Below are 24,861 nucleotides of genomic sequence, written 5' to 3'. Positions count from 1 at the left end.
ATTAGTTGTTGTTTAGTTTAGAAGCTTCTAATAATGCGTTGTAGGCATTTAATAGTTTACCAGATTTTGACAAGGTATCAAAAGACTTTATATCTCCAATATTTCCGCCAACAATTACTTTGGTATTAATTTCTAAACCAGAATTTAAAATAGCTTTTTTTACTTGTGATGCTGTTAAATTAGGGTATTGCGAACGAATTAATGCTGCAACTCCTGTAACCAATGGAGCAGCCATTGAAGTTCCTCCTTCAGACTCATAAGAATTATTAGGAACTGTGGAGTAAATACTAGAACCAGGAGCAAAAATATCAACATTTTGTTTTCCGTAGTTAGAGTAATCTGCAACTAGGTCGGAACCATATCGATAATACGTTGCACCAACATTTATAAAGTTATCCGCAATTTCTTTTCCATTATCAACATCAGTAGGAAAATTAAGAGAAGAATCTAAATTTAATGCATCGTTACCTGCTGCGTGAACAATGAGTACATCATTGCTTGCTGCATATAAAATGGCATCTTTAACCCACTCTTTATGAGGTGAAAAGTATTTACCAAAGCTCATATTGATAATTTTTGCTCCATTATCAACAGCATATCGTATGGCTAGAGCAATGTCTTTATCGTATTCATCTCCATTAGGTGTGTTACGAATAGGCATAATTTTTACATTGTTTGCAACACCCTTTATGCCTTTGTTGTTGTCTCTTTTAGCTGCTATTATACCTGAAACATGAGTGCCATGGGTTTCTTCAGCATCATGAGGTTTTACATTATTATCTCCATAACCTATATCGTTTATATCGTTAGGATTGTCTTTAGTTTTTCTGCCTTTTAGGTTTTTATTTAAATGAACTGTTAATCGCTCGTTTATTAATTTCAAATCTTTATTTAAAGCTGCTTTAATGGCATCAACAGTTTCAAAATTGTAAGTGTAAACAGATCTCATTATTGAAACCGCTTCCAATACATTTTGGTCTTCAGTTCTAATAGCAAATACGTCTTCTTTGGTATAGTTTTTTTTCTTTAGATAACTTGAAATTCTATTATCTGCAGTAGTTACTTGTTGAATAAGATTCTCAGTATTGGTTTTTGCTTCAGTGTATTTTTGATACTGCTTTTGGTATTCAAAAAGCGCATCAGCATATCGTGGGTTGGAAGAATCTCCACTTACAATTAATCTTACAAACTCAAATTGCTCGTCATAAGTATCTCCTATAAAATTCCAACCGTTAACATCATCTATAAAGCCATTATTGTCATCATCTTTTCCATTGTTTGGAATTTCTTTAGTATTTACCCAAATAGAACTTGAAAGGTCTTCATGGTTTATATCTACTCCAGAATCTATAACAGCAACTATGGTTGTAACACCTTTATTGGTTTTAATAATTTCGCTGTAGGCTTTTTCAAGGCTTATACCTGGAATTGTGTCTTTTGTTAAGTCTAAATGACTCCATTTTTTTAGTTCACTTTCAGATAAATTAGAGATTTTTAAAGGAATGTTGTCAATATTCTCTTCAGGTGTTGAGATAATTGGAGACGACCCACAATTATGCAGTAACACAAGTAACAAGCAAAAAAATAAAGCTTTAATTGTTTTCATGTTTTACAATTACGTTTTTTAGAACAAATCACTACAACTATAAACGTCTTTTAGCCTTACACCTTTTTCGGTATGCTGTACAGTTATAATCTCATTGTGAGCGTCGTGTTCTAAAAATAGGTAAAAATTGTCATTTGCTGCAAGATTTAAAAAGGCTTCTTTTTCATCTAAGGTCAATAGAGGTCGTGTATCGTATCCCATAACATAAGGTAAAGGCAAATGACCTGCAGTTGGAAGTAAATCGGCCATAAAACATATTTTCATATCCTTATAAGTAATTATAGGAATCATTTGTTTATCAGTATGTCCATTTGCAAAAAAGATATCAAAACCTAATTCAGAATTCTTTAAAATTTCGGTTTCAGGTAGCGATACAAAGTTTAGCTGACCACTCTCTTCCATAGGAAGAATATTTTCTTTCAAAAACGAAGCTTTTTCACGATTATTAGGTTGAGTTGCCCACAACCAATGGTCTTTATTGCTCCAAAAAAGTGCGTTTTTAAAAGCAGGCTCATATCCTGTTCTATCTTTATTCCATTGTACACTACCTCCACAGTGGTCAAAATGTAAATGCGTCATAAATACATCAGTAATATCATCTCTATGAAAACCATATTTTTTTAGAGATTTATCAATAGTGTCATTTCCCCATAAGTAATAATATCCAAGGAATTTGTCGCTTTGCTTGTCTCCCATTCCTGTATCGATTAAAATCAACCGATTTCCATCTTCAATAAGCAAACAACGTGCAGCAATATCTATCATGTTATTAGCATCGGCAGGATTGGTACGATGCCATAACGATTTTGGTACAACACCAAACATAGCACCACCATCAAGCTTAAAATTTCCAGATTCAATAGGATATAATTTCATAACATTTTATTTTTATGCAAATTAAAAAAATACTAAGGAATTTAAGTGATTGAAGCGCACTATAATACTTTTAAAAACCAATTATTTTACCGTTGAGTAATGGATGGTTATGGTTTTTATTAGTATTTTAACAAAAAATAAAATACATGATTGAACTTTCAGGAATTGTAATTTTAGGAATATTAGCACAATGGGTTGCATGGCGATTTAAAATACCTGCAATTTTACCCTTAATATTAATAGGATTATTTGTTGGGCCAATTTCTACATTACTATCTCAAGATGGCTCAAAATGGATTGAACCTGTTTGGAACGGAACCAAAGGACTCTTTCCTGGTGAAAGCCTCTACAGCTTTGTATCTTTAGCAATTGGTGTCATACTTTTTGAAGGAGGTTTAACCCTTAAGCGCAATGAAATATCCAAAGTAGGACCAGTAATTTTAAAATTGATAAGTGTTGCAGCTGCTGTTACATTTATTGGTGGAGGAATTGCAACTCACTTTATTTTTGGCTTAAGCTGGAAAATTTCATTTCTATTTTCAGCATTAATAATAGTTACAGGACCAACTGTAATTGCACCAATTTTAAGAAATATTCCGCTTAAAAAAGACGTTTCTGCAGTTTTAAAATGGGAAGGTATTTTAATTGATCCAATAGGTGCTTTAGTAGCGGTTTTGGTTTTTGAGTTTATAAGTATTGGTGATGATAGTGGTTACACATTACAGGCTTTTATTGAGTTTGGGAAAATTGTAATTGTTGGATTTTCTTTTGGTACAACAGCAGCATTAGCATTGTATTTTGCTATTAAAAAACATTTAATTCCTCATTATTTATTGAATGTTGCAGCATTATCAGTTGTCCTTTTAGTGTTTGTAGAGTCTGATGTTTTTGCACACGAATCTGGTCTTTTAGCTGTTGTGGTTATGGGAATGGTGTTAGGTAACAGCAAACTTCCTAACCTTAAAGAATTATTATATTTTAAAGAGTCGTTAAGTGTTTTGCTTATTTCTATACTCTTTATTTTGCTATCTGCCAATGTAAATATTGAAGATTTAGAAATTGTTTTCAATTGGAACACTGCCATATTAATGGCAATAATCATTTTTATTCTTCGTCCATTAGGTGTGTTCTTAAGCACCACAAATTCTAGGTTAAAAGTCAACGAAAAACTATTTATTAGTTGGGTTGGACCAAGAGGTATTGTAGCTGCAGGTATTGCTTCTTTATTTGGTACAAAGCTAGTTTTAAAAGGAGAACCAGGAGCTGAATATATTACTCCTTTAGTGTTTACAACAGTTTTAGTAACCGTATTACTTAATGCTACAACAGCACGATCTTTTTCAAAATGGATAGGCGTTTACTTAAAATCAAGCAACGGAATTTTAATTATTGGAGCGTCTGAAGCGTCTAGAATTATTGCAAAATACTTGATTGATAATGGACGACATGTGGTGTTAATTGATAGTAACAAAGAGAATATCGATAAAGCCAGAGCAAAAGATATTGACGCAATGGAAGCTAATGTGTATTCTGAAGACTTATCTAACGATGTTGAGCTAAGCGATATTGGATATTTACTTGCACTTACAGGAAGTGATGAGGTAAACAGACATTCTATCAATAAATTTCAAAAGCATTTGGGAGAATCTGGAGCGTATCGTTTAATTTCTGCTGAAGAAATAAAGCATCCTGAGTCTATTCCAACTGATATTATTTTTTCTAAGAAAGACGATTACTTAAACTTTAGTGAAGTTGCAAGAGATTATCCTGTAGTTAATGAAATAAATATAGAGTCTAAAGAAATGTATTTAAAGACCATTGAGCGCTTAAATTCTGAACAAAAAGCAATACCTCTATTTATAAAAGATCTATCAGGAGAGCTACATATACTTTGCTCTTTAGATAAGAATTTTGAAATAGAAAAAGGCTTTCAGTTAGTATACTTAGGAAAACCCGAAGGACTTTAATCGTTAAGCTTTAATACAGCCATAAACGCTTGTTGAGGTATTTCAACATTACCTACTTGACGCATACGTTTTTTACCTTTTTTCTGTTTTTCTAAAAGTTTACGTTTACGCGAAATATCTCCACCATAACATTTTGCAGTTACATCTTTACGAAGTGCTTTTACAGTTTCTCTAGAAATAATTTTAGCTCCAATTGCAGCTTGAATAGGAATATCAAACTGTTGTCTCGGGATAAGTTCTTTTAACTTTTCACACATTTTTTTACCTATGGTGTAGGCATTATCGGCATGAATTAATGCTGAAAGCGCATCAACTTGTTGTGCGTTTAATAAAATATCAACTCTTACAAGTTTTGAAGCACGCATTCCAATAGGAGAATAATCAAACGAAGCATAACCTTTTGAAACCGTTTTTAAACGATCATAAAAATCAAAAACAATTTCAGCTAAAGGCATATCAAAAGACAGCTCAACACGCTCAGGTGTTAAATATGTTTGATTGGTGATGACACCACGTTTTTCTATACACAAGCTCATTACAGGACCAACAAAATCGGCTTTAGTAATAATAGTTGCTTTTATGTATGGTTCTTCTACTCGGTTAAGTGTAGAAGGTTCAGGTAAATCGGTTGGGTTGTTAACAATGATGATTTCATCAGGGTTTTTGTTGGTAAACGCGTGGTAGCTTACGTTAGGAACGGTTGTGATAACTGTCATATCAAACTCACGTTCTAAACGCTCTTGAATAATTTCAAGATGCAACATTCCTAAAAATCCACAACGGAATCCAAAACCAAGAGCCGCAGAACTTTCAGGAGCAAATACTAAAGAAGCATCGTTAAGCTGAAGCTTTTCCATAGAGGCTCTTAAATCTTCATAATCTTCAGTATCTACAGGGTAAATACCAGCAAATACCATTGGTTTTACGTTTTCAAACCCTTCAATAGCGTTTTTAGTTGGCTCTTTAGCATCAGTAATAGTATCTCCAACTTTTACCTCTTTAGCCTCTTTAATACCAGTAATTAAATACCCAACGTCACCTGCGTTAATAACTTGCTTTGGCTGTTGTTTAAGCTTTAAAGTTCCTACTTCATCAGCAAAATACGTTTTGCCAGTTGCAATAAACTTAATGTTTTGCCCTTTTCTAATTTTACCATTAATAACTCTAAAATAAGTTTCAACACCTCTAAAAGGGTTGTAAACAGAGTCAAAAATTAAGGCTTGTAATGGTTCGTCTGGATTACCACTAGGAGCAGGTACACGCTCAATAATTGCAGATAAAATATTTTCAACACCAAACCCTGTTTTTCCACTAGCATGGATAACTTCAGAAGGGTCGCAACCTAATAAATCTACAATATCATCAGTAACTTCTTCAGGATTTGCACTAGGTAAATCTACTTTATTCAACACAGGAATGATTTCTAAATCATTTTCAAGTGCTAAATATAAATTAGAAATAGTTTGCGCTTGTATACTTTGAGCAGCATCAACAATTAAAAGCGCTCCTTCACAGGCAGCAATGGAACGCGATACTTCGTAAGAAAAATCTACGTGACCAGGAGTATCAATAAGGTTTAAAACATATTGTTCGCCATTGTGCATATACTCCATTTGGATAGCATGCGATTTAATAGTGATACCTCGTTCACGCTCTAAATCCATGTTATCCAAGAGCTGATCTTGTTTTTCTCTGTCGGTAACCGAACCAGTAAAATCTAACAGCCTATCAGCAAGAGTACTCTTGCCATGGTCGATATGTGCTATTATACAAAAATTTCTAATGTTCTTCATAGTGCAATTCTTCATCCTAAGATTTTGCAAATATAATCGATTTATTAAGGTTTATAGTTTTTTCTTTTATACACGTTTACGGTTTTTCAGTAAAAAAAATTCTAAAACAAATAGTATATTGCAATATTAAATTATAAAAATTTGAATTTTATTCAACGAATTATAAAATTATTACTGTTTTTTATCCCATTACTTAGCCTAAGTCAAGAGTTTACTATTTCTGGTCGTGTACTAGATATTGACAACAACCCTGTGTCCTACGCTAATGTAATATTAATGACTAGTGATTCAACTATTGTTAAAGGTGTTTCCTCTAATGATAAGGGAGCTTTTAGTTTTTTTGATATAGAGAGTGATATTTATCTCTTAAAAACGAGCTTTATTGGTTACAAAGACAATATTATAACTATTGTAGTTAATGGAGATCTTGTTCTTGAAGATGTTATTTTAGAAGAAAAACAAGAATCTTTAGACGAAATTACACTTACCTATAAAAAGCCAACAGTAAAAAAAGAAGCAGATAGAGTCGTTTTTAATATTGAAAACTCTGCATTAACTGAAGGTAATATGCTTCAGGTTTTAAAAAGTACACCAGGAGTTTTGGTATTAGACAACAACTTATTGGTTAAAAACACAGAGCCAACGGTTTATATAAACGACAGAAAGGTACATTTAACTGCTGCAGAACTAAGTCAATTACTGGAAGGTGCATCGGCTAATAGCATAAAAGCTGTAGAAGTTATTACAAATCCTTCGGCAAAATATGATGCTGAAAGTGGAGCTGTTATAAATATTGTAATGAGTAAAAACCTTATTACAGGGTATAGAGGTAATGTGTTTGCTAATTATACTCAAGGTGTTTTTCCTAGATATAATGCAGGAACAAGCCACTTTTTTAAATCTGAAAAAATAAACTTCTCTGCAAACTACAGTTATACGCAGAATAAAATTAATAGAAACAATAGAGAAGAGGTTAATTTTTTAGATGATAACTTAGATATTGAAGAGACTTGGAAATCTGAACTTAATCGAAACACATGGTCAAAAACCTATAATTTCAACTTCAATTTTGATTATAATATCAATGAAAAAAACACGTTGAGTTTATCTTCTACAGTACTTTGGTTGCCTGATTTTAAGTATAAGATAAGCAACCTTACCAATGCTTTTGATAATACTGAAAGCTTAATGTTTTATTATGATTCCAACAGTTTATCATCAGATGAAAAGCATAATATTGGATTGGATTTAGACTATACTCATTTATTTAAAAACCCTGGAGAAAAGTTGTCTTTAAACGCACATTATACCAACTATGATTACAATAGGTTACAAGATGTGTTGAGTAATTATTACAATGCTGACGATTCTTTTATTGAATCAACGAGTTATAACACAAATAACAACCAAGAGACTGAAATTTTTACTTCAAAAGCTGACTATACATTACCAATTAGCGATTCTTCTCTTTTTGAAGCAGGAGCAAAGGCTTCGTTTATAAACACCAATAGCGATATTACACAATACGATATTGTAGGAGGTAGTGAAGTTTTAAACCCAGAAAATACTGATGCGTTTGATTATGAAGAGGCTATTTTAGCAGCTTATGTAAACTATTCTCAAGATTGGGAAAAGTTTAGTTTAGCTCTTGGGTTAAGAGCAGAACAAACTAATGTTACAGGAGTTTCTATAAGTAACAACGAAACTAACAAACAAGACTATTTAGAGTGGTTTCCAACAACAAGTATAAACTATATAATATCTGACAACCTTAGTTTTTATACTAATTACAAACGAAGCATTCAAAGACCAGATTACGAAAGTTTAAATCCGTTTCACTTCTTCATTAATGACAATACAGTTTATTTAGGAAATCCTTCTCTTAGACCAGTTATCGATAATTATGTAGATGCAGGATTTACTTTAAACGACAGCTATACTATTCAAGCCTATTATAAGAAATCAAAAAACAATATTTATGAGTTACCAATACAGGATAACGAAACTAATTTAGTATCGTATGTTCCTGTTAACTTTGACAACACTGTTGAGTATGGTTTTGATTTTATTCTTAGCTCTTATATTACCGAAAGATGGTTTTTATACGGAGTATTTTCAGTTTACAATATTGAAGATACCGAAACGTTTGATACTGAGGTTTTAAAGCGAAATATGTGGTCTACATATAGTGTTTTACAAAATGATTTTACCTTTTTGAAAGACAAAACGCTCAACCTTAACTTAACCATGTATTGGGTTGGAAAAAATCTTCAAGGACTTAGAGAGGTTGATGGACGCTTAGCTTCAAATTTGTCAATTTCGAAATCTGTTTTCAATAAAAAAGGAGTCATTTCACTTTCAGCTGAAGATTTGTTTAACCGACAAGATTTTACTGATAGATCACGTTACTTAAACCAAAACAGTAAACTTTTTACTGATGTTGATAACCGTTATATTAAAATAGGGTTTAGATACATGTTTGGAAACACTAACCTAAGCTCTAACTCTAGAACCAGTAACCTCCAAGAGCGTAACAGGTTGCAGTCTGAAAGCAATTAGTCTTGCCATTCGGCAATAAATAAGTTGGTATCACGACCACCTCCATTATTTCGGTTTGAAGAAAACGCTAAATATTTTCCATCATTTGAAAACACAGGAAACGCATCAAATGTTTCGCCATGAGTAATGCGTTTAAGGTTTTTACCATCAAGATCAATCATGTATAAATTAAAAGGAAATCCGCGTTCAGCTTCAAAGTTTGAAGAGAACAACACTTTTTCTCCACTAGGATGAAAAAACGGACTCCAGTTGGCATTTCCTAAACTAGTTAGTTGACGCAAATCGCTACCATCAGCATTACAAATGTACAGTTCCATTTCAGTAGGTTCTACTAAACCTTCTGCTAAAAGCGCTTTATATTCTTTAATTTCTTCTTCGGTTTTTGGTCTTGAAGAACGAAAGATCAATTTAGTACCATCAGGAGAGAAGAAAGCACCTCCATCATAACCCAATTCGTTGGTAATTTGTTTAACATCAGTTCCGTCAATATTCATGGTGTATAATTCTAAATCACCACTTCTGGTAGATGTAAATACAATTTTATCACCTTTAGGAGACACTGTTGGTTCAGCATCATAACCAATTTCGTTAGTCAATTGCTTTACAATATTTCCATCTAAATCAGCTACAAAAATGTCGTAACTATCATAAATTGGCCAAATGTACTTTCCGTTTTTACGCAAAGGTGTTTCAGGGCATTCTTCATTACCCAAATGTGTTGAAGCATAAATAATATGTTTGTTATCAGGAAGAAAATAAGAGCATGTTGTTCTGCCTTTTCCTGTACTTACCATTTTAGGCGCAATACTATCAGTAAACGTGTCTGTAGCATTCATTAAAAACATTTGATCGCAACCAACATTCCAGCCTTTGTTGTTAGATTGAAATACCAATTGCTTGTCGTCAAAACTCCAATAGGCTTCAGCATTATCACCTCCAAAAGTTACTTGACGAAGGGATTTAAAATGTGTTTCTTCAGGATATATTAAAGACTCTTTTTGCTCCTTTTCAACAGCAACAGTTGTATCTTGTCTGTCGTTTGTAGTGGTTTTGTTTTCGTTTTTACAACCTAAAAGGGCTAAAGCTAAAATTGAAAGTAATGTGTATTTCATACTATTATTGACTAAATTTGCTCAAAAATAAGATTATTATCATGAAGAGAATATCGCTACTAGTTTTTTTTGTATCGTTATTAGGTTGCAAACAAACCGAAACAATAAGTAGTAAAATTAAGGATGATGTTACTTTTTTGGCAGATGATGCGCTTGAAGGAAGACAAACAGGAACCGATGGTGAAAAAGCTGCAGCTGAATATATTGCTCAAAGGTTTGAAGATTTAGGACTTACAGCTAAAGGAACCGAAGGGTTTTACCAAGCGTTTTCTTTTAAACCAAAAACAGATCCTCACCAAGAGGTTAATTACACTGTTAAGGATGGAGACAGCTCTATAACAGGAACTAACGTTATTGGGTTTTTAGATAATAAAGCAGAGAATACTATTATTATTGGAGCACACTATGACCATTTGGGGTATGGAGCAGAAGGATCGTTATACAGAGGAGAAACTAATGAGATTCATAATGGAGCAGACGACAACGCAAGTGGTGTAGCAGTATTGCTTGATTTAGCTAGAAAACTTAAAAGCGTAAATACAGGAAACAACTATTTGTTTATGGCTTTTTCTGGTGAAGAAATGGGATTACTAGGATCTAACTACTTTACAAAAAACCCGACAATAGATTTACAAAAAGCCAATTACATGCTAAACATGGATATGGTTGGTAGACTTAAGCAAGATAGTACGCTTGCGGTTTATGGTGTTGGTACGTCTCCTATTTTAAAGCAAGTTGTAAAAGCAAACAATTCTAAATTTAAAATCATTGAAAATGAATCTGGTGTTGGTCCAAGCGACCACACCTCTTTTTATAATAGCGATATTCCTGTGCTGCATTTTTTTACAGGTCAGCATGAAGACTACCATAAACCAGGTGACGATACTGAAAAGTTGAATTTTGAAGGTATGGAAACCATTTCAAGTTATATTTTTGATATTATTTCAGACCTTGATGATAACGGAAAATTAGCCTTCAGAAAAACTAAAAATGAAAGCGAAGAAACACCACGATTTAAGGTTGGCTTAGGTGTAATTCCTGATTATTTGTTTGATGGAGAAGGTATGCGAATAGATGGTGTTAGCGAAGATAAACCAGCGCAAAAAGCAGGGCTTCAAAAAGGAGATATTGTTATACAATTAGGGGATAGCTTGGTAACAGATATGATGAGTTATATGCGAGCTTTGTCAAGTTTTAACTCAGGCGATAAAACCAAAGTGACTGTAAAAAGAGGAGAGGATAAAGTAGAAGCAGAAATAGAGTTTTAGTATGGTAAAAATAGGTGATATAGAACTTCCAGATTTTCCGCTGTTGTTAGCGCCAATGGAAGATGTAAGCGATCCTCCGTTTAGAGCATTGTGCAAAGAACAAGGAGCAGATGTGGTATATACAGAGTTTGTATCTAGCGAAGGGTTAATTCGTAATGCGGCTAAGAGCGTCATGAAACTCGATATTTATGAAAAAGAACGTCCTGTTGGTATTCAAATATTTGGCGCCAATTTAGATAGCATGCTTCAAACTATTGATATCGTTGAAAAATCTAACCCAGACATTATTGACATCAACTTTGGTTGCCCTGTAAAAAAAGTAGTAAGTAAAGGTGCTGGAGCAGGTATTTTAAAAGATGTTTGCCTTATGGAAAGCTTAACTGCCGAAATGGTTAAACGTACGAATTTACCAGTTACAGTAAAAACCAGATTGGGTTGGGATCATGACTCTATAAAAATAGTTGAGGTTGCAGAGCGTCTTCAGGATGTTGGTTGTAAAGCCATTTCTATTCATGGTCGTACAAGAGCACAAATGTATAAAGGAAATGCAGATTGGAAACCTATCGCTCAGGTAAAAAACAACCCAAGAATGCACATTCCTGTATTTGGAAATGGAGATGTAAACTCTCCTGAACGTGCTATGGAAATGAGAGACGATTACGGATTAGATGGTTGTATGATTGGTAGAGCTACTATTGGAAACCCATGGTTTTTTAAGCAAGTAAAACACTTTTTTAAAACAGGAGAACATTTAGCACCAATTAGTTTAGAAGAGCGCGTAGATGCTGCAAGACGTCATTTGCAAATGTCAATCGACTGGAAAGGGGAGAAGTTAGGTGTTTTTGAAACTAGACGTCATTACACCAACTATTTTAAAGGCATTCCAAACTTTAAGGAGTATAGAACCAAAATGGTAACTAGCGACGACCCTAAAGATGTATTTGATACCTTTGATGAAGTATTAGATAAGTTTGCTGACTACCAGTTTGTGTAACTTTTTTAACTTCTTAAAAATTATTTACCAGCGCTTTATTTATTCTGCTAGACGCAAGTTTTGAAGCCAATATTCCTAAAACAGTTATAGTAACTAGCACTATTACAAAATTGATAGGTTTTATAGCGACAGGATAAGGTAACGACGGAGTTAGCATGACAAGTTCAAAAAGATATTGAAACAGCACAATTAAAAAGCCAATAACTAAACCAAGAATACCTCCTAAAACAGTCATTAAGCTACCTTGAAGAAAGAACACATTTTTAATTTGCGATACATCAACCCCAAGGTTAAATAAAGTATTTAACGATTCTTTTTTGTCTAAAATCATCATGATTAATGCACCAATAACGTTAAATAAGGCTATAATGATTACTAAAGTAAAAATAAGGTACACAGCCATATTTTCGGTATTGAGCATTTTGTTGAGAGAATCGTTAAGCTCATTTCGGTTTTTAATTTGAAAACGATTTCCAAAAGCAGCAGTTAAAGCGTCTCTAACAGTAGCTTCATTAGCATTTTCAGTAAGTTTAAGCTCAATACTACTAATTTGATTATCGTTATAATTCATAAGGTATTTAGCAGTGTTTAAATTGGAATACACATACTCATTGTCTAAATCTTCGTTAATGTGAAACACGCCTGTGTTTACAGCATTTATAGAGTTAAACGCACCTCTTACTGAGCTTATTTGTCCTTTACCTGGTTTAGGAACATAAATAGTAAGACTTTTACCATAATCTAAAACACCAAAAGACAATGTATTTGAAATTCCCCAACCAGAAACAATTTGGTTACTATCGGTTAACCAAGAACCACTTACAACCATAGTATCAATAAACGTTACACGCGTGTAATTAGCATCAACACCTTTTATATTTGCGAGTTTTTGTTTTCCGTCAAATTCCAGAATAACGCGTTCTTCAATGGTCTTTGAGTAGTATTTAATATCTGAAATATCAGCAAGTGCTAACGAATCTTTTTCAGAAAACACAAACGATTTTCCTTCAACAGGAGTCAATTTTAAATCAGGATCGACAAACGAAGAAAATTCAAGGCTAAAGTTTTTTAAACCCGCAAAACCAGAAAGCACAATAAACAATGCAGCTGAGGCTATAACAATACCTGAAGCCGCAATAACAGTCATAATATTTATAGCGTTGTTACTGCTTTTAGAAAACAGATAACGTTTAGCTATATATAAAGAAACATTCAATTATGACTTTTTTCTTTTATTAAGAAGATCAGGGTTGCTAATAGGGTTTTCTTTTCCTTTAAGAGACTTTTCAATTTGGTCAATATATTCCAAAGAGTCATCAATAAAAAATTCTAAACTAGGCATTCTTCGTAATTGATTTTTGGTACGTTGTGCTAGTTCGTGCCTAATTAATGGTGTGTTTGAGCGAATTCCTTTTAAAAGTTCCTCGCCTTTATCATTAGGAAAAATGCTTAAGTAAACTTTTGCAATAGATAAATCTACAGTAACCGAAACTTTGGTTACTGAAATGATAACACCTCTAAGACCACCTTTAGTTGCTGCACCTTGAAGCACATCTACTAAATCTTCTTGTAAAACGCCACTTATCTTTTTTTGTCTGTTGCTTTCCATGATGCAAAAATAGTTGATATTTAAGGATTATTTTATTTTTGAATACACAAAATTTATGCCTTAGGCACAAAACACCTTAAAAATGAACAAAATAGAGCATATTGGTATTGCAGTAAAAAACCTTGACGAGTCCAACAAACTGTTTTCAAGCTTGTTTGGAGAAGCACATTATAAAATAGAAGAGGTTTTAAGCGAAGGCGTAAGAACCTCATTTTTTAAATCAGGACCTAATAAAATAGAGTTGCTTGAAGCGACCAACAGCGATAGTCCTATTGCAAAATTTATAGAGAAAAAAGGAGAGGGAATTCATCATATAGCTTTTGCGGTAGACGATATAAAGTCAGAAATTGAACGCTTAAAGACAGAAGGCTTTATCGTTTTAAACGAAGAACCTAAACGAGGAGCCGACAATAAATGGGTTGCGTTTTTGCATCCTAAATCTACAAATGGTGTTTTAATTGAGTTGTGCCAAGACATAAAGGATTAAAAATTCTTGTAGAGTATTAAAATAAGTAGTAATATTGCACACTCTTTTTTAGAAGAGGTTAATAATTAGCGTTAAGCTAATGGGTCCTATAACTCAGTTGGTTAGAGTATCTGACTCATAATCAGAAAGTCCCTGGTTCGAGCCCAGGTGGGACCACAAAACAAACCGTTTCAAATTATTGAAGCGGTTTTTTTGCTTTTAACAATTATCATAATACATAAGTTGTTTATACTAAATAACACTTAAATTAAAATATATTTTTAGTTGCTAGATACTTACCTATTTTTTGTAGATTGAGCCTTTGTAAACCAAATGTCCATTTCAAACAAATTTCACTTTGAATTTTAGCCTTAATAGAATTATTAGTTACCTACCTTTTAAAAGAAATGCAATAATTTTTGCTTTAGTACTAATAACAGCAATCTATTTTGTTAAAATGGAGTTCTTCACTGAAAACACTAACATTGCTTTATATCTTAAGCTGTTTGCGTGGGTAATTGGAACGTTTATATTGATTTTAATTGGTATAGGTTTTTTATACACGTTGGTTTGCTACCTGTATTTTGTCATCAATAAGAAAACCATTAATCCTAAAATTGATATAGGATTAGATGGTAACATAAAAGGAGTTGCAGGACAAGTACCTGTTTTAATTTCTTTACCGAAAGCCATACTTCCGTTATTGGGTTACATCAAAATAAAGATAGAATTTGAAAATGGAAAACTCTCTGACACTGTAGTCATCAATAAATTTTCTCAAGGGTTTGAAAAACTATTGCCAAAAGAAGGTTCAACTTTAATTTGGTTACCAGACAGAAAGCAATATCACGTTAAAGGGTTTGTTATTAGTTTTATTGACTATTTGCAGTTTTTCCGTTTTACAACGTATAAAAAATCAAAAAACGCATTTTACCTTCATTCTTCTGAAATTGAACTTTCCGTTGATGATATTAACCCTTCAAAAACCAAAGAAGAAAAAGAAAAAATAAAGACGTCTCGTAAAATACAAGGTGATTATCTCAACTATAAAGATTTTGAAGTTGGAGATGATGTTCGCCGAATTGTCTGGAAAATTTTTGCTAAAAACAGAGAGCTTGTCATTAGAACGCCTGAGGTTATAAACCCTTATGCTTCGCACATAAAATTTTACACAAGTTTTTATAACGTTTTGTCTAAAGATCTTACTTCGGTATATGCGGTTAGTATGCTTAATTATTACAAAGATATTGTGTACAACATTTGCTTAAACATTAAGAAAAAAGACAGAAAAGTAGAATTCAATATTGACCAAGCTGTAAACGAATTTATATCGGTAAACGAGAATGATCGTGTTGGTTTTCAGCTAAGTTCGGCAAGTTGGCAAAACAACTTTTCGGTAAACGAACTGAAAGCCTCTGGAGAATCTATAATATGTGTGTCGACCTTAATTAGCTTAGAAGAGCTTACTACCTTAATTGAAAAAGGAACTTCAAACATTATTATTGTAAAAGCATCGCGACATTTAGACCATCAAAACGTGTTTAATTTCAAAAACCTATTTTTAAGACAAGATCAAAAAAGCGAACTTAACAAGCTAGCTTGGATATTTTCGGCAACACGAAAAAAACTAAAAAAGAACGAAGAAAGTATAGAAAAATTAGTGTCTAACTCTAATTTTACAGGACAGATTATATGAGAAAAATAGACTACAAAGAACTTACACTTGGGTTACTGTTTTTAATCCTTCCTACGATACTTATAATGTATCCGTTGCTCGATTTTCTGTCAGAGTATTACTCATTGCTTTTTGTCAACAAGCATGTATTAATTGGTGTTTTTTCAGCAGGAATTATCACAGCATATTTATTGCATAAAACCAAAATTCGATTTCTAATTATTTTTGGTTTACTACTGCTCATTATTAATATTCTTTACAGCTCTATTAGTGCATCGTCCTTTAATGAGTTTGATGCCTATTATGTGGCAAATCGGTTTAAAATAAACACTAGCATTTTTGTGTTTGGATGGTTTTCGGGCTTTGCAATATCACGATGGAGGTATTATTTAATAGTGTTTTCAATACTATTAACAACACTGTCAGTAATTCTCATTTCAGATATGGAAATGTCTAACGTAAACGAAATGATATGGCTTGTTGCACCAACTGTACTCTACTTGTTTTACGTACTGTTTGTAAAAGAATTGCTTAAAACTATTCAAAAGCAAGAAAAAACCAATTACGTTATGGTGGTTGGAAGAATTTTGTTGTTTTCGTTAATAGCGTTGTTTTTGTTTTGGTCAACAATACAGTTATTAGACTCAAAGATTGACCATATTCAAAACGAGATTACACAAGGTCAAAGTGATGAAAGCGATGAAGAAGATTCTGATGGCGAAAATAAGGACAAAGACAAAGACTCCAAAGATGATGATAGTAGTTCTGGTGCTAAGTTTAATTTAGATGATTATTTAGGACTTAGAGATCGATTAAACGTTTCAGAAGAACTATTGTTTTGTGCTAATATTGATAACTTTATCAACCCTACAACACCAAATCCGCAGTACATTACGCTGTATCATTTAAATCAGTACAATCCAACTTTAGAGCAATTTGAAGTTGATCCAGACAGTATTGTTCGCGATTTATTTTTACCAAACCCAACAAAAATTCCTCAATATTTCACTCAAGTAAACGACTCTGTATTGGTTTATGACAAAATGGAACGCGCTACCAAAGAGGTAAAAAGCACCATTTATATTGCTGGTCTTAGTCCTGAGGTTTTTGTGGCTCCAAGTACAGCTTATGCATGTCAACCAATTTCAATTGAAGAAGAATTTAAAAAAGACTATAAATTTGCTTACAATGTGTTTTCAGAAGTATCAGAACTTAACAGCGCTTATTTTGTTTACAATACCCAAGACGAATCGATTATTAATTATCAAGAAAATCGTTATCGCACCTTAAGACGCGCTAAAAGTTATGAAGGCGAAAACGAACGGTTTATGGACTATTATACCGAAGTTCCTGAAGGTGAGCTCTATAATAAAATAGGTCATTTGGCAGATAGTCTTACCAAAGGAGACAATACAACTATTGATAAAATATTAAGCATTCGTAACTATTTCTTATCAAAAGATGAAAAAGGAGATCCTTTATATGTCTACACTTTAACACCAGGAAAACCAACAGACCCAAACATTCCTAACGCAAGTATGTTAGATGAATTTATGTTCAACACACATAGAGGTTATTGTACTTATTTTGCAACGTCATCATTGTTTATGTTACGATCTTTAGGAATACCAACACGTGTAGCTGTTGGATTTATGACGGTTGATAGAAGTCATAAAACTCCAGGTTGGTATTGGTTTTATGGAGATCAAGGTCATGCTTGGACGCAAGTTTACATACCAGAATACGGTTGGCTAGATTTTGACATGACAGTAAGTAATACAGATGCTGAACAATCGCCACAACCTGATGGTACACCTCCAACGCCTCCAACAAAAGAAACTTATGTAGGTAAAGGTGTAATTACCGAAGTAGATACCCTAAGCAAAACAATGCAAGTTCGTGTTGATAAAATGATTATCAACGATAATGGTATTGCTCTAGACAGTACCAATCTTTTAGACATGTCGTTTGATGTTAACCAAGCCAAAGTGTTTGCTGGCGAACAACCAATTGCTTTAAAAAATGTAAAACTTGGTGACACAGCTGTAATGGTGTCTTTTGATTATAAATTAGGACGAATTCGGAAAAAATACAATAGCGAGACTATTGAAAATTACATGAAACTTTTTCCAGACCCAATTACAATTATGGAAGTTCATGTTCCTAAAATTGAAGAGGAAAAGCTAGACGACGCTACTAAAGAAGAGGAAGATAGTGCAATGAAAACCATAACAGATTGGTCAATTTATGTGCTTGCTGCAATTCTGTTAATATTATTGGTGTTAATGTTGCTGCCAATATGTTATTACTTGTGGTTGTCTAAAAAAGCTAAAAACCACAGTTCTATTACAAAACTATCTGAAGCCAATTATAAAAACGCCCACTTTATACTTAATCAAATGGGTATTCCAAGAGACCACCAAACACCTATGGTTTATGCACGAGATGTCGTTGACCCTAAGTTTGGAACTCACTTTGAGGCTTTTGTTAAAACCTATCAAAAATTAAAATATAGCGAAGACCAACTTACTAATGCTGAGGTTGATTTAATTAAAGAGTTTCATTCTGATTTTAATCAAAAAGTGTTTTCAAAGTATAGTAAGTCGCAGCGCTTTTTCAATTTTATTAAACCAAACAAATGGATTCACTACATGCTGAATCTTAATCTAAAAAAATAGTGTATTATTATGAGTCAAGACCTAGAACATACAAGCCCAAACCACACGCAAACCATTGCTGAAGATACTTCAGAAAAAAATATAGATGTATTAATTGAAAACATTGGAAAGGTTGTAAAAGGACATAGAGAGCAGATTATTCAAATTATCACTTGTCTTATTGCTAAAGGGCATATTTTGTTAGAAGATAATCCAGGTTCTGGTAAAACGGTTATGGCAAAAACCTTAGCACATTCGTTGTCTGGTGAGCAAGCACATTCCGATTTTAAACGTATTCAGTTTACTCCAGATTTGTTACCAATGGACTTGATTGGGTCGCATTTATACGATGAAAGCAACAAAGACTTCATTTTCAAGAAAGGACCTTTATTCTGTAATATTTTATTAGCAGACGAAATTAACCGAGCATCACCAAAAGTACAGTCGGCTTTATTAGAATGTATGGCAGAAAATCAAATTTCTATTGGAGATCAAACTTATAAGCTCGAAGACTTGTTTTTTGTAATAGCTACACAAAACCCAATTGAAATGGAAGGAACGTATCCTTTGCCAAATGCGCAATTGGACCGTTTTTTTATGAAGATTAGTTTTGGGTATGTAAGTGAAGACATAGAGTTAGAAATCTATAAAAAACAATTAGAAATACAGCGATCGCAAGATACTGTTGAAGCAGTGTTGAATATGAAAGATATTTTAGCACTTCGTAGTAAAGCAGAAGAAGTTCATGTTGACGACGAAATTATTAAGAGTATAAATAACATTGTTAGAGGTACGAGAGAACATTCAGGAATTATTTTAGGTGCATCAGTTAGATCTGGAATTATTCTTTTAAAATGTTTAAGAGCTTATGCTGTAATTCATAAACGAAACTATGTAATTGAAGATGATTTGGCAGCTTTGGTAAAACCAGTACTTCAGCATAGATTATTATTTAAAAACCTTAGTGCTGAAGGTAGCGCTATTGACAGTATAGTAAAAACTGAAATTTCGCGTTTGTCAAGACTTAATTTAAAAAAGTAATTTGTGAATAGTACAAGCACTAAAATACGCTTAACTTTTATATGCTTCTTTTTGGGGTTAATGACGCTCTTTGCGCAACGCATTGAAATTGACCGATTGGAACGAGAGTTTAGAGGAAGTTATAGTGGTCGTAAAGCCTATGAGCTTTCACAAAAAATGATTCAGTTAGATAGTACGTACTATGTTGGTCATTTTTTTGAAGCAAATTACAGGTATGACAGAGCTTCGGATAAAAGAGGATATGAGTCGGCAATAAAGTCGCTTGTAAAAGCTGTTGAGCTGCTTGAAAAAGATTTTTATAGAGAACTAAGACGAACTACCGATATTAGAACATATATTGACCGTTATCAATACCAAAGAAAGTATGCTATTCTCATTTATTACTTGTCAAAAAGTTATGAATATATAGATAAACCTGGTGAAGCGATTAAGGCGGTTAAACGACTTCAAAAACGCGACTTTGTATTCAATTTCGGTATTAATCCGTATAGCAATATTTCATGGATTTACTTGCGTAACAGGATGTACAGTCCAGAAAAGTATCCGTTTTTAAAATCTACAATTGAAGAAAATCTTCAACTAGCCTCTAAATATGCCGATTCTATTAAAGACAGAGACAAAAACAACCAATGGTTTATAAATACTTATTGGCCAGATTATGGAAATGGAGCGTTGCTAAGTTACTATCACTATAAAAACATTATTTACTCCCATCAACTTAAGACAGATTCTGCCGAATATTTCAGCAAACAATTAGAAAGATATGATAGGTTGTCGTATAACAACTATGGTAATCTTCAGTTTATACAAGCAAAGTATGATGAGGCCGAAGAAAGCTACGAAAAAGCACGTAAAAACGATAACTACGAAGAGAAAAGCGTAAAAGAGTTTGACTATATGCAATCTGCGGTTAAGATTTTTAAAAACGATTTATCGGCAGCAAAAACAATTATTGATAGGTCTATTAAATATCTTGGTCCATCTCCTGGTTTTGGGTGGAATAATATTGCATTAAGTAGAGCTTATTATTACTCAGGAGATTTAAAAAAGTCTAAAGAATTTCGTGATAAAGCAGCAAACTTTAAAGAAATACACGTTAACAGTACTTGGGGAGAAGTGTCGTATAATCGTAACACGCTTTTATTTAAATATTTATACCATAAAAAATCTATAAAAGAGCTAAAGTTTAGAGACAAAGGCTATTGGTATAAACCTAAAACGCTGTACGAGATTTCAAAACATCACTTTAAACAAGAAAATGCGCATTTGTTGTTAACTAGTGAATTATCTGCAGATCCTGAACGATTTATAGGCTATTACAATTTATTTGCTTCGGAAAACAATTTGTTTTTTGATGAGATTTGGGAGCTTATAAAGTATTTTAATCCTGAATACTTCATCAATATATTTGAGAAAAAATTACAAGAAGACGAGCGTGAAAACGTGCACAAATACTTTAACTATTTTATAGGACAATTTCATTTAGAAGATGGAGAATATGACTTAGCGATTGAAAAACTTGAAGGCGTTTTAAAAGACGAGCATCTTAATGCTACTAATGAAAAATTACTGATAGCTAGAGTACATGAAGCATTAAGTAAAGCCTATCTTGAAAAGGATAATATAGCCTTCGCGAATGAGCATTTGTTAGCGTTTTATATGAATTTTCCTCAGTTAGTGCCTTATTCGGAGCTTGAAATGAAGTTTAATTTAAAGATAGTCAATACAAGTTTAACACCAGAACAGGAGGCTATAGTTGAGGAACTTAAAGACAGCAATATTGAATGGGTTGAAAATGATTTAAGTTGGCCTACTTTAAAAATTAATATTACTGAAAAAGACAATGAACCTACAGTAGATTATGAAGTCTTAATTGATAACGACACAAAACTTGAAGGTAGTTTAGAGTTAAAATCTATTGAAAACCCAGGACAGTTATTAGCTTTTAAAGCTTTTGGTATCAACCTAGAATAGTTAAAAAACCACAGCCTTTATCTTCTTCCAAAGATGTTTTAAGGCAAAAGCAGATACAAGCGCAACAAAAGTTAAAATAGTAGCTTTTGTGTATTGTCCATAAATCCAATAACCTGTTGCAAACAACACGCTATATATTGTAACACATCCAACAATTGTTGCTAAAACTCCTGAAGGCACATTCCATTCTTGTTTGTTAAGGTTGAGGTCAACACCTTGGTCTTGTGCTTTTTTGACAGTGTGTTTCCAACCTGGTCCACCAGGTTGTATTTTTTTGTAAAATGAAAACAGAGTGTCGTCTTTTTCAGGCTTAGTTAAAAAAGTAACTAGCAACCAAACTCCTGTTGTTACTATAACAATAAAAGGATAAGTCATCCAACTAGGCATTAAGCCAATAGTATTTTCATTGCCAAATAACCAAGCAGATAGTGCAATTGATTTTGAATTCAGCAACAAAGAAATAATCCCAGAAACAAACATTGCCGAAATTTCACTCCACGCATTAATGCGCCACCAAAACCAACGAAGTATAAAGATTAATCCTGTGCCAGCACCAAACATTAGTATAATATTGAATAGCTGAAGCGCATTGTTAAGCAACAAAGCAAGTATAGCAGAAACAGCCATTAGAATAACTGTTGATATTCTTCCAACATTTACCAATTCTTTTTGAGAAGCATTTTTGTTAACACGTTGCACATAAAAATCATTAACGATATAAGATGAACCCCAATTAAGATGCGTAGAAATAGTTGACATATAAGCTGCAATTAACGAGGTAAGTACAACGCCTAAAAGTCCACTAGGTAATTTGGTTAACATTGCAGAATATGCAATATCATGACCTAATTTATCATCAGTAATATTTGGAAAGGCATCTTTAAGGCTTATTAAATCAGGATAAATAACTATTGAGCAAAGCGCTACAATTATCCAAGGCCAAGGACGTAATGCATAATGAAGTATGTTAAAGAAAAACGTTGCACCAATAGCATGGTTTTCGTTTTTGGCAGCCAACATACGCTGAGCAATATAACCACCACCACCAGGTTCAGCTCCAGGATACCAAGCGCTCCACCATTGTACAGCTATTGGAATAATTAAAAGCGTAATAAGCGCTTCTTTATTATTGAAATCTGGTAAAATATTTAGTTTAGAGGCTACAGTTTCGTTCTCAATAAGTGCGCTTAAACCACCTATTTCAGGCAAGTTTACACAGTAGTACGCGGCACCAATTCCGCCACACATTGCTACAAAAAACAAGATGAAATCGGTGTAAACCACGCCTTTAAATCCACCAACAGCACTAAAAATAACTGTTACAGCACCAGCAATACCTACAGTTTGTAATGCAGTAAGCCCAAGCATAACTTGCCCTATTTTTATAGCAGCCAATGTAACCGCTGCCATGGCAAGAATGTTAAAAATAATACCAAGATAAATAGCTCTAAAAGAACGCAAAAATCTTGCAGGTTTGCCACCATATCTAAATTCGTAAAACTCAATATCTGTTGATACTCCTGACTTTCGCCATAATTTAGCATACACAAAAACAGTTAATAAGCCAGTAATTAAAAATGCCCACCAAACCCAGTTTCCAGACACGCCATTAGTTCTAACAATATCAGTAACAAGGTTGGGAGTATCTGTTGAAAACGTAGTCGCCACCATTGAAACACCAAGTAACCACCAAGGCATAGTACGACCCGAAAGAAAATATTCAGCTGGATTTTGACCTGATTTTTTTGATACCATAAAGCCAATACCCAAGGTAATTGCGAAAAACCCAAAAATAAAAACGTAATCTATTGTGCTTAAATTTATCATGTACTGATTTGTATTAAATTTAATTATCTTGAAATTTAGATTAAAATATCAAGAATGAGAATTTTTAGTAGTAGTTTCTAATAAAATGATATTTAAAAATGTTTATAAATTAAGTTTAAAAACACATGTTGTCATGTGAAAAATGTAGTTTGTGGAAAATTGAAGTCTTTTTCTTACAAAAAATATTGTTTTCTGTTAAGATTGCAAATAATAAAACTGCTTTTATAAAAAATACGTATATATTAAAAATTATTGATAAAGCTCCAAATAACAATAAGTTAATGAAGTTTTAAACTTAGATTTTGTTTTAAAATAAGTTAATTATATTATATTTGAGTGCTATTAAAGTAAGTGAAAAATATATCTTTTGGCGATGCATTTCGTCGATGATTTTTGCATTTTAAAGAATGTTTGTTGGGATTTTATTTTGTTAACTCGCTTTTTTTTATACATTTACAACTTAAATTAAAATATGCTGTTAATAATAACAGTATATGTGTTCAAGTTTGAATACTTTTATTTAGAAGCGATTAAAAATTTTGTTGACACTATAGTTTTATAAATCATTACTTTTAAAATAAGGGTTAATAACTTACTTTTTATACATTAAAAGTAAAAAATGGGAATACAAAACAGGAAAATTTTAGCCTCAATCTTATTTGTATTAATAAGTTTTGTATGCAACGCTCAAGTAGATGGAACACCTCCTCCTCCAATCCCTCCACCTCCACCAGGACTTCCTATTGATGGTGGTATTGCTTTTCTGGTAGCTATAGGTTTATTTTATGGAATAAAAAAGAAAATAAAGTAATTACTCTTGCTTTAACTCGTGAAGCCTAGTTATATATTTGCCTAAAACATCAAACTCTAAGTTTACTGTATCACCAACCTCTATTTGTTTGAAAGTTGTATGTTCATAAGTGTAAGGAATAATTGCAACACTAAATTCATTTTTTTTAGAGTTTACAACCGTTAAACTAACACCATTAACAGTAATAGAACCTTTTTCTATTGTAATGTTGTTAAGTGAATCATCATACTTAAAAGAAAATAACCAGCTTCCGTTTTGCGATTCTTTAAAAGCACAAACTGCTGTTTGGTCAACATGACCTTGAACAATATGACCATCTAGTCTATCACCAAGTTTCATTGCTCTTTCAAGGTTAACACCTTCGTTTAATTTTAAACCACCAAGATTAGTTTTTGCTAATGTTTCTCTTATAGCAACAACGGTATGTTCATTATTGCCAATGCTTGTTACGGTTAAGCATATTCCGTTATGAGATACACTTTGGTCTATTTTAAGTTCAGATGAAATATTACTTTTTACTGTAAGAACTAGGTTTTCATCTTCATGGCTTAACTTGGTAAGGGTACCTATTTCTTCAATAATTCCTGTAAACATAATGTCGAATAAATGGTTAAATTTGTAACTGT

The 24,861-nt window shown here is 32.8% G+C and carries 18 protein-coding genes and 1 tRNA gene; 11 read left to right on the top strand and 8 right to left on the bottom strand.

Annotated elements, in window-relative coordinates:
- Window position 1: 1 nt before the first annotated feature.
- Window positions 2–1,606 (bottom strand): S8 family peptidase, encoded by a 1,605-nt coding sequence (locus ABD011_RS01705; RefSeq protein ID WP_343795261.1) that lies wholly within the window; start codon window positions 1,604–1,606, stop codon window positions 2–4.
- A gap of 18 nt (window positions 1,607–1,624) precedes the next feature.
- Window positions 1,625–2,482: an MBL fold metallo-hydrolase gene (locus ABD011_RS01700; protein ID WP_343795259.1), complete on the bottom strand. Its 858-nt coding sequence runs from the start codon at window positions 2,480–2,482 to the stop codon at window positions 1,625–1,627.
- A gap of 146 nt (window positions 2,483–2,628) precedes the next feature.
- On the opposite strand from ABD011_RS01700, the gene ABD011_RS01695 reads away from it, so the two are divergent.
- Window positions 2,629–4,449 carry a cation:proton antiporter gene (locus tag ABD011_RS01695; protein WP_129759818.1) on the top strand — a complete coding sequence of 607 codons (1,821 nt, stop codon included), beginning with the start codon at window positions 2,629–2,631 and terminating at the stop codon, window positions 4,447–4,449.
- Here the strand turns inward: ABD011_RS01695 and lepA are convergent.
- Window positions 4,446–6,242: a translation elongation factor 4 gene (gene lepA / locus ABD011_RS01690; protein ID WP_129759819.1), complete on the bottom strand. Its 1,797-nt coding sequence runs from the start codon at window positions 6,240–6,242 to the stop codon at window positions 4,446–4,448. The two genes, ABD011_RS01695 and lepA, sit on opposite strands and share 4 nt — an antisense overlap.
- Window positions 6,243–6,383: 141 nt before the next feature.
- Between lepA and ABD011_RS01685 the strand changes: the two genes are divergently transcribed.
- Window positions 6,384–8,801: an outer membrane beta-barrel family protein gene (locus ABD011_RS01685; protein WP_343795255.1), complete on the top strand. Its 2,418-nt coding sequence runs from the start codon at window positions 6,384–6,386 to the stop codon at window positions 8,799–8,801.
- Here the strand turns inward: ABD011_RS01685 and ABD011_RS01680 are convergent.
- Window positions 8,798–9,913 carry a TolB family protein gene (locus ABD011_RS01680; RefSeq protein WP_343795253.1) on the bottom strand — a complete coding sequence of 372 codons (1,116 nt, stop codon included), beginning with the start codon at window positions 9,911–9,913 and terminating at the stop codon, window positions 8,798–8,800. The two genes, ABD011_RS01685 and ABD011_RS01680, sit on opposite strands and share 4 nt — an antisense overlap.
- Before the next feature lie 41 nt (window positions 9,914–9,954).
- Between ABD011_RS01680 and ABD011_RS01675 the strand changes: the two genes are divergently transcribed.
- Together ABD011_RS01675 and dusB are read left to right on the top strand one after the other, a co-directional pair.
- Window positions 9,955–11,181 (top strand): M28 family peptidase, encoded by a 1,227-nt coding sequence (locus ABD011_RS01675; RefSeq protein WP_343795251.1) that lies wholly within the window; start codon window positions 9,955–9,957, stop codon window positions 11,179–11,181.
- 1 nt (window position 11,182) lies between these two features.
- Window positions 11,183–12,175: a tRNA dihydrouridine synthase DusB gene (gene dusB / locus ABD011_RS01670; RefSeq protein ID WP_129759822.1), complete on the top strand. Its 993-nt coding sequence runs from the start codon at window positions 11,183–11,185 to the stop codon at window positions 12,173–12,175.
- A 13-nt stretch (window positions 12,176–12,188) separates the two neighbouring features.
- Here the strand turns inward: dusB and ABD011_RS01665 are convergent, their stop codons facing one another.
- Together ABD011_RS01665 and rbfA are read right to left on the bottom strand one after the other, a co-directional pair.
- Complete coding sequence (locus tag ABD011_RS01665; RefSeq protein ID WP_343795249.1) at window positions 12,189–13,391, bottom strand: ABC transporter permease; 1,203 nt, start codon at window positions 13,389–13,391, stop codon at window positions 12,189–12,191.
- Window positions 13,392–13,784 (bottom strand): 30S ribosome-binding factor RbfA, encoded by a 393-nt coding sequence (rbfA, locus tag ABD011_RS01660; protein WP_129759824.1) that lies wholly within the window; start codon window positions 13,782–13,784, stop codon window positions 13,392–13,394.
- Between the two features lie 82 nt (window positions 13,785–13,866).
- Here rbfA and mce point away from each other — a divergent pair, with 82 nt between their 5' ends.
- The 6 genes from mce (at window position 13,867) to ABD011_RS01630 (ending at window position 21,597) form a co-directional block, all read left to right on the top strand.
- Window positions 13,867–14,271, top strand: a complete 405-nt coding sequence (gene mce, locus ABD011_RS01655; protein WP_343795246.1) for a methylmalonyl-CoA epimerase — start codon at window positions 13,867–13,869, stop codon at window positions 14,269–14,271.
- Between the two features lie 82 nt (window positions 14,272–14,353).
- Window positions 14,354–14,427: transfer RNA gene (locus ABD011_RS01650), tRNA-Ile, on the top strand.
- 280 nt (window positions 14,428–14,707) lie between these two features.
- Window positions 14,708–15,946 carry a DUF58 domain-containing protein gene (locus tag ABD011_RS01645; RefSeq protein WP_343795244.1) on the top strand — a complete coding sequence of 413 codons (1,239 nt, stop codon included), beginning with the start codon at window positions 14,708–14,710 and terminating at the stop codon, window positions 15,944–15,946.
- A complete protein-coding gene (locus ABD011_RS01640; RefSeq protein ID WP_343795242.1) occupies window positions 15,943–18,603 on the top strand; it encodes a transglutaminase-like domain-containing protein in 2,661 nt (886 codons plus the stop codon). The genes ABD011_RS01645 and ABD011_RS01640 overlap by 4 nt, the downstream gene beginning before the upstream one ends.
- Before the next feature lie 9 nt (window positions 18,604–18,612).
- Complete coding sequence (locus ABD011_RS01635) at window positions 18,613–19,623, top strand: AAA family ATPase (RefSeq protein WP_343795240.1); 1,011 nt, start codon at window positions 18,613–18,615, stop codon at window positions 19,621–19,623.
- Between the two features lie 3 nt (window positions 19,624–19,626).
- Window positions 19,627–21,597 carry a hypothetical protein gene (locus ABD011_RS01630; RefSeq protein ID WP_343795238.1) on the top strand — a complete coding sequence of 657 codons (1,971 nt, stop codon included), beginning with the start codon at window positions 19,627–19,629 and terminating at the stop codon, window positions 21,595–21,597.
- Here the strand turns inward: ABD011_RS01630 and ABD011_RS01625 are convergent, their stop codons facing one another.
- Window positions 21,598–23,424, bottom strand: coding sequence for a sodium:solute symporter family protein (locus tag ABD011_RS01625; RefSeq protein WP_343795236.1), 1,827 nt, complete (start codon window positions 23,422–23,424; stop codon window positions 21,598–21,600).
- 619 nt (window positions 23,425–24,043) lie between these two features.
- Here ABD011_RS01625 and ABD011_RS01620 point away from each other — a divergent pair.
- Entirely contained in the window at window positions 24,044–24,235 is a 192-nt protein-coding gene (locus ABD011_RS01620) for a PID-CTERM protein-sorting domain-containing protein (RefSeq protein WP_129759831.1), read from the top strand.
- On the opposite strand, the gene ABD011_RS01615 is transcribed toward ABD011_RS01620, so the two are convergent.
- On the bottom strand, window positions 24,236–24,829 hold the full coding sequence (locus ABD011_RS01615) for a riboflavin synthase (protein WP_343795234.1): 594 nt from the start codon (window positions 24,827–24,829) through the stop codon (window positions 24,236–24,238). It lies immediately after the preceding gene.
- Window positions 24,830–24,861: the final 32 nt, after the last annotated feature.

The sequence above is a fragment of the Gaetbulibacter jejuensis genome, assembly GCF_039524015.1.
Lineage (GTDB): Bacteria > Bacteroidota > Bacteroidia > Flavobacteriales > Flavobacteriaceae > Gaetbulibacter_B > Gaetbulibacter_B jejuensis.
Note: the sequence above shows the minus strand (reverse complement) of the source record. Positions and strands in the feature narration are given on the sequence as shown.